Source organism: Halohasta sp. A2 (genome assembly GCF_056175805.1).
Genome location: NZ_JAQFWV010000119.1, coordinates 1 through 6,033, shown reverse-complemented (window position 1 = coordinate 6,033; position 6,033 = coordinate 1). Strand labels below are relative to the sequence as shown.

General features: G+C 49.9%; 7 protein-coding genes and 1 pseudogene. 1 reads left to right on the top strand and 7 read right to left on the bottom strand.

Features of this window, described 5'->3' with window-relative positions:
• Nucleotides 1–450 precede the first annotated feature (450 nt).
• Together O2S87_RS17865 and O2S87_RS17860 are read right to left on the bottom strand one after the other, a co-directional pair.
• Nucleotides 451–2,226 carry a helix-hairpin-helix domain-containing protein gene (locus O2S87_RS17865; protein ID WP_475410098.1) on the bottom strand — a complete coding sequence of 592 codons (1,776 nt, stop codon included), beginning with the start codon at nucleotides 2,224–2,226 and terminating at the stop codon, nucleotides 451–453.
• A 6-nt stretch (nucleotides 2,227–2,232) separates the two neighbouring features.
• The gene (locus O2S87_RS17860) at nucleotides 2,233–2,790 is read right to left on the bottom strand and encodes an IS1096 element passenger TnpR family protein (protein ID WP_475410097.1); all 558 of its coding nucleotides are present in this window, start codon (nucleotides 2,788–2,790) and stop codon (nucleotides 2,233–2,235) included.
• Nucleotides 2,791–2,883: 93 nt separating this feature from the next.
• Between O2S87_RS17860 and O2S87_RS17855 the strand changes: the two genes are divergently transcribed.
• Nucleotides 2,884–3,126, top strand: coding sequence for a hypothetical protein (locus O2S87_RS17855; protein WP_475410096.1), 243 nt, complete (start codon nucleotides 2,884–2,886; stop codon nucleotides 3,124–3,126).
• A gap of 134 nt (nucleotides 3,127–3,260) precedes the next feature.
• Here O2S87_RS17855 and O2S87_RS17850 read toward each other — a convergent pair whose 3' ends face one another.
• From O2S87_RS17850 to O2S87_RS17830, 5 genes and pseudogenes are all read right to left on the bottom strand, one after another.
• Nucleotides 3,261–3,593 (bottom strand): type II toxin-antitoxin system PemK/MazF family toxin, encoded by a 333-nt coding sequence (locus O2S87_RS17850; RefSeq protein WP_475410095.1) that lies wholly within the window; start codon nucleotides 3,591–3,593, stop codon nucleotides 3,261–3,263.
• 1 nt (nucleotide 3,594) lies between these two features.
• On the bottom strand, nucleotides 3,595–3,963 hold the full coding sequence (locus tag O2S87_RS17845) for a winged helix-turn-helix domain-containing protein (RefSeq protein WP_475410094.1): 369 nt from the start codon (nucleotides 3,961–3,963) through the stop codon (nucleotides 3,595–3,597).
• A 161-nt stretch (nucleotides 3,964–4,124) separates the two neighbouring features.
• Nucleotides 4,125–4,523 carry a DUF8115 family protein gene (locus tag O2S87_RS17840; RefSeq protein ID WP_475410093.1) on the bottom strand — a complete coding sequence of 133 codons (399 nt, stop codon included), beginning with the start codon at nucleotides 4,521–4,523 and terminating at the stop codon, nucleotides 4,125–4,127.
• Complete coding sequence (locus O2S87_RS17835; RefSeq protein ID WP_475410092.1) at nucleotides 4,523–5,395, bottom strand: ParA family protein; 873 nt, start codon at nucleotides 5,393–5,395, stop codon at nucleotides 4,523–4,525. Before O2S87_RS17835 ends, O2S87_RS17840 begins: the two co-directional genes overlap by 1 nt.
• A gap of 143 nt (nucleotides 5,396–5,538) precedes the next feature.
• Nucleotides 5,539–5,913: pseudogene (locus O2S87_RS17830) on the bottom strand (DUF790 family protein); the annotation flags it as partial.
• Between the last annotated feature and the right edge of the window lie 120 nt (nucleotides 5,914–6,033).

The following is a 6,033-nucleotide window of genomic DNA, read 5'->3' as shown; positions in this document are numbered from 1 at the left end:
ATCACGATGTAGGCTAACGACCTATCAGACAGCGCTGGCCGCTCTGCCGGAGCGGCAGCGCTATCGTTTCAGATATATTTCGATATGAGAATATTAGAATAAATTAGAGTCTTTTACAGTCTCAAATGTATTCTGTTATATCTTCGGTAGTGATTCTGTTTTGTGATCGAATATTGAGAAAAACGACGACGAGCTATGTGAAATCACACTTCACTTGGATGGTGCGCTGTCGATTATTACTATAAGTATCCTGAGAAGATGGCTGCAATCAACCGTCGGCGAGCTGCTCTATTTGAGGACACTGAACAGAACCCAACCACCCCGACCACACCAGAAGAATTGGCTAATCTCGCGTCAGGAGTGCGATCCACTTCGGACTAATCTTGTCTGTATCTTAGTAATGGTAATACTGTAACGTAGTGAGTTGTATCAGCGTCATGGGTTTCGTCGCTACCAACTGTCGATTGTCTCTATAATCGTCTCGGCCTTCGCGTGTGAAATTCCCTTGATCTCAGCGAGGTCGGCGGTTGAAGCATCTTCGAGAGCCGGTAACGCCTCGTAGCCGTGGTCTTCGAGACGTGCAGCGAGTGTCGAGCCGATCCCATCGAACGCACTCAAAGAGAGTGTGTACGTATGTGGAAGCCGTTCCGGCTCCCACCGACGTCCTAGTCCATCAATCTGAGCGAGACTCTCTGGGTCGGAGGTTGAGATATCACCGACTGTTTCGTAGCCATGGTCTGCTAAGATCTCGACTTTGTTTTGTGTCAGACCGGTGTACTCCAGGGGAAGATGCTCACGCCGGCGGTTGTGCTGTCGTCGTTGTTCGTTGGCACGTTCTTCGAGAATTTCTCGTGGCGGAAGTACTCTTGTCTCGACTTCCCCACTCAGGATGTCATCAAGTGTGAGGGCTGTCTTCTTGTCTTGATCGGTGGGAGGTAGCTGAAGCCCTCCTGATATTGAGAGTTCCCGAAGGCAGCTCGGACAGGCGACTTGGTCAAACGTCGACTCGATATGGGTGGCTCCAGCCGGTTTTTGGCAAATACCACATGCTTGAGCCCATCGCTTCTCAGTCAGTTGAGTCCACGTGACCAAGGTACCACCGTCGTACTCTCTGTCTCGGATTGTTGTATACTGATATCGGAGACGCTCCCAGTCAGATACCGTATCAGCACATCGTCGACACAGATCGAGACCTCGGGGGTCTCGTGAAGTTAGTCCGCTCGTGCCACCGAGCAGTGAATCCTCGATTCGGTACTGACATTCGAAGAATGGTTCGACTGTATCGACTCGCTCGTAGTCTCCATCTGGGCAGCCAACATCGCCTAACAGATGCCACTTACCTCCCTTGTGCTTGCCGAGGTGGACCATCGCGTCGGGTGCCGATTCCGGGAATTGATCTTTCTCCATCGTTTCAGCGACGCGTTTCAGATCGAATGTGAAGGCATGGTCGGCCTCTCTGAGTCTGGTAGCTGGAACGATATCGCGGAGGACATCGAGAATTTGATCTCGCTGTATCTGTGAGAACTCGATTTCCCATTCATATGAGTCTGCTGACTCCCAAAAATCCGGAAGTGGTGGTTTGGACTGTTCCCAACCCATATCCAGAGGCTCGAGAAATTGGAGTGATCCGTCAACCTCCGGTTCCCGAACCAATTGTTCGAACAATGAGATACCAGCGTCAGGATCAGCATACATCGCGTGTTCAAGAACGGCCATCGCCCAGTCATTTTCACCGGCTACTGCTCGGTCAATTGTCTTTTGATCGACTGCGACCGTCGGATGTCCGATCCCCCATCCAACTGTGCTGGCCTCAAGTTCATTTTTTATACCATCGTTTTTTGCAGACACTGCTGTAAGGTACTTGAGTGCCCATGGCGGGATTGCTTCGACACCGTTCTCGATACGACACTGGATGACACATCGCCCAACGATGTTCACGAGAATCGAAGAGCAAACGTGATCACCAGCACCTGATGGATACGCCTCACAACAGTCCGCCAAAAACTCCCAGTTGATTTCGGATTCACTACTTCTGGCAGCAGCGTCAGTCAGTGAGAGAACATCCTCAAAATACTGTTGCATCATAACTTCTACTCGGACGGCACCGGCTTCAAGTGCAGCCTCTACGGAGGTGTTCCAGGCAGCGAGCAACTGATACATGTCTGTCTGATCACCTGGTGTCGTCTGATCGAGTGCTTGCTTGATAAGGGTGATATCGCGTGTCATCGTCGATCAGTCACTTCTCTCAGGATACTGAGGCGGTGCCTCGCCCTGTTTGTCGACGACGACGGGATCACCATCAAGCGAACCCTGCCGGATCTCTTCGATATCGATGTGGTGTTCCCAGCTGTCGCCGAAGTCGAACTCGTAAAACAGTGACTGGGGGTCGTTGAGATCGAGATCGCCGATGCTGGTGTCGGCGGCGTTGCGTTCGGCGGGTGGGTTCTTTCTGAGTTCTCGGAATCGCTGTTTTGCTGCTTGAGAGGCGTCATCTGGGATGGCGTGTTCAAGAAACCGGTCGATTTCGTCGTCATCCATCGGCTGCCAACTCTCGTCGCCGCTATACATTTTTGGATGAGCGTAGCTCCGGGTGGCGATTCCGTGTTCGTCACGAGTTAGAAACTCGTAGGCGTGGGTGTCGTAGCGGTCGTACGCATCGAAAATCGCCTCGTGGAGATCAGTCAGTGTGTGACGGCTGTCCACTTCGATATCACGCCAGACTTCGGCTTCGGGTTCAAATTCCATGTGTGGGTTCGGAAGCAGATAGACTCGGAACCTATAGATCGTCATATTTGCTTTTCGATCCCAATGTTTGTAGGCGTTTTCCAACGAGACTAGATGTACCGGTGAGTGTTTTAAACTGGGTCACTAACCAGTGAAACAATGCCTGACTGCCCGTACTGTGACCAGTCATTTACTGACGAATCAGGTATACGCGAACACCTGTACGAATACCACGAGCGTGACGAATTGACTCGTATCGATACCAAACGCGTCGAACAGTACATCGAAGAACACGGAATTGACCAATATGAAGACGAAGATGACGAAATTACTCTCTCCTCTCGCCAGCCAAATGTCGACTTCGACCAACTGCCTTCTTTTTCAGGTCTTAAGTTGATATGAGAGTTCCGGGCGAACAATGGGAGTTACGGGGAGTGCGTGACGTTCAAACTGGAGAAGTCGTTGAGACACATATTTAGATTCCCTGCTGGTTTGGTACTATCGCTACGTTTCAGACCTATGCAGATCTATTGACCCTATTGCTGGGTTCGAAGATAGATACTTAACTCTCGATATACTTCTTCAACAGTAGAATGAGTCGCTTTTGCAGGTTGTTGGGTTATCATCCAGTCTTTGAGAGTCAACACAGCCCATGGAGAAACATGCGATACCTTCGGAAGTCTTCCTTCGTCTATCCTCTCTTCGGTGAGCTCGATAGCCTGTCCCCGAGCTGTTGTCGTGACAATTGCAGCAATATACTCTTCGCCGTGGAACGGGTGTTGCTTGTTTGAAAGTATTAGGTAAGGCCGGGTCGGATTATTTCCGAAGGGGTCATCAGCAATAACAATTGCTCCTTGATTATACGCCATCCTATTCGTCCTCAGCACTCAGATCAGGCAAATCTTCTTCCCACCCTTCGTTTTCGGCGTACCAATCATCGCCAAAAGATGATGCAGCAGTTTCAAGACCAACAAACGAAGCAATCGCAGACCCGAGTCTGTCATCCTCTGCTGCAGCCCAATACGGTTCTTTGTGTCGAGCTAGCCCCGCCTCTTCGAGCCGCTTCAATGTTGGACCAACGCTTCCACGAGGTATCTCGGTTTGATCTGCTAATTCTGCTGGCGTATATCCGACACTGGGCGTCTCAAGTAGAAACTCCATCAACCGCCTCGCGTTGGTGCCTTCGGACAGGTCGATCCGGGGGCTTCCAGGTGTGTGTTTTTCGAAGTCGACAGGCATTGTATAAGGATTGTATTTGAATTGTATTAGCCTTTCTGGGACACCAATTCGGCGCCTACGGAACGCGTGGTATAAGAAGTTTAGCCTACACATTTAGCCTACATATTTTACCTATATGTTTGTCCTATATGTTTAGCCTACACATTTATTCTATACGTGAATTATATCGTAGTAGTCTGCCTTCGGTTTACTGCTTCTTCTAGATCGTCCAAGACATTGTCTGTACCTTCCTGAAGCCCCACACGAACGGCAAGTCGGATGATCGCACTTCGAGACGAGTTGGTCAGTCCCGAATCACCATTATATGCAGTTTCAAGCTGCTCAAAGATTGCATCCATCTCATCATCCTCTTCAGCTGCATGGAGAACAGCCGCCAGCTTCGGATCATAAGCAGTGATAGTCTCCGATAGTTCGCCGTCGGCGATCAACTCCAAGGCGTTATCAAGTGCATCGACAAAGTCTGGCTGAGACTCAGGGTTATCACGATCCAAGCGGTTGCCTTTCGATTCTTTTTGTCGCATCTCGCTCAGTTTGTCATCGATGTCGTCGTTATTGCTCATTAGTTAGCAGCCTCAAGTCGGTTGTACAGTTCTTCGGCGTTCGCTAGGAACGCGGCTTTTGCGTCGGCTCCGGTTTTCAGTAGTTCGTCGTCTGGAACATCGAATAAGGTACGGCCTTCTTCAGTCACAGTGCGAATCTGTTGGGAGTCGACTGTGTACTCAGGTGCCATCACAGAGCCAAACTTGTGTTCAAACTTCTCTAGAATTTCCTTGTGGAGGTTCGTACGTCGGTCATACAGGTTGGCAATGATCATTCGGAGCTTAACATTCTGATCGTAACCCGACCGAATTTTTTTGAGATCAGATTCAAGCGACTGTGCCTGCTTGAACTCAAAGCTACCCATCGAAACAGGCGTGACCACGTTTTGGGCTGCCCATAGCCCATTGTAGGTAATATTGTTGGCGAGTCCCGGCATATCAAGAATAATAATATCCCATCGTTCTAGTGGGTCGACATAGTTATCCAGAAACAGTCTGAGCCGGTTGTATCGATCTTCTACGTCATCGATATTGCCAAGATCGGCGTCAAGACCATCAAGGTCAGGATGAGCCGGAATAAGGTCCACCCCAGAGTCGGTTTTGTAGACGAGCCGATTGACGGCCTCTTCATTTCCGACCATCTCTGCCACGTCACTCCATCGATTCCCCATTGTCGTGGCAATATTAGGGAAATCATCCTCGTTGGTAATATCCTCTTGAACGGATTCGTACACACCCAACGCGTCGGCGAGATCGCCCTGCTTGCCAGCGAGATCTAACAGGAGGACATCTTTGCCTAATTCATTCAATGCGGCTCCGAGCTCTGCGGCGTTAGTTGTCTTCCCTGTACCACCTTTGTCAATAAATATAGCAGCACGCCGTGTGTCAGCCATTATTTACACCCTGTTGCTGTAGCATACAGGTATAGCCTATAGGTAGAGACTATATAAAATCACGTCAGACAAAACCTGTATTGTTAACGATTAGAGTGGCTGAGAGCTACGTGAAGATTAGAACCAGTCTCACTCTGTACTGCTTATGTGGCATATTCCTCAGCTAACTCTACAACGTCATAGACGTGAATACCGGATTTGAACCAGAGCACACGGTCATCCATCCCCTCAAAGTCCTCGGACGAACAATCGAGTCGCTCTGAAACAGCAACAATGAGATTGTCGCGGTCAGCAGCCCGTATCTTCGCCAGTTTCTCTTCGAGATACTCCGGCGTCCAAAAGCCGACGATCTCAAAGATTACACGTCGACCATCAGGGTGTTCAATCGCAAAGTCGGGGAGCATCACTTCCGCGCCCAGATCCAGGACATCATCCTCGCGTCGGAGTTCCCAATCAGTCGTGGATCGCTCCCATTTCTGTGCGAGCGTTCGTTCAACATCGCTGTCGAAATTGCTCTGTTGAATAGCGATCTATTCGGCTGATATCACGGGTTAGAAACGTGAAGCCGAGGAATTCGACTCTGCCCATGGAGATCGATCTCCTCGACTTCGTTGAGCAGTGTCGTCGGCTAGCTAAAC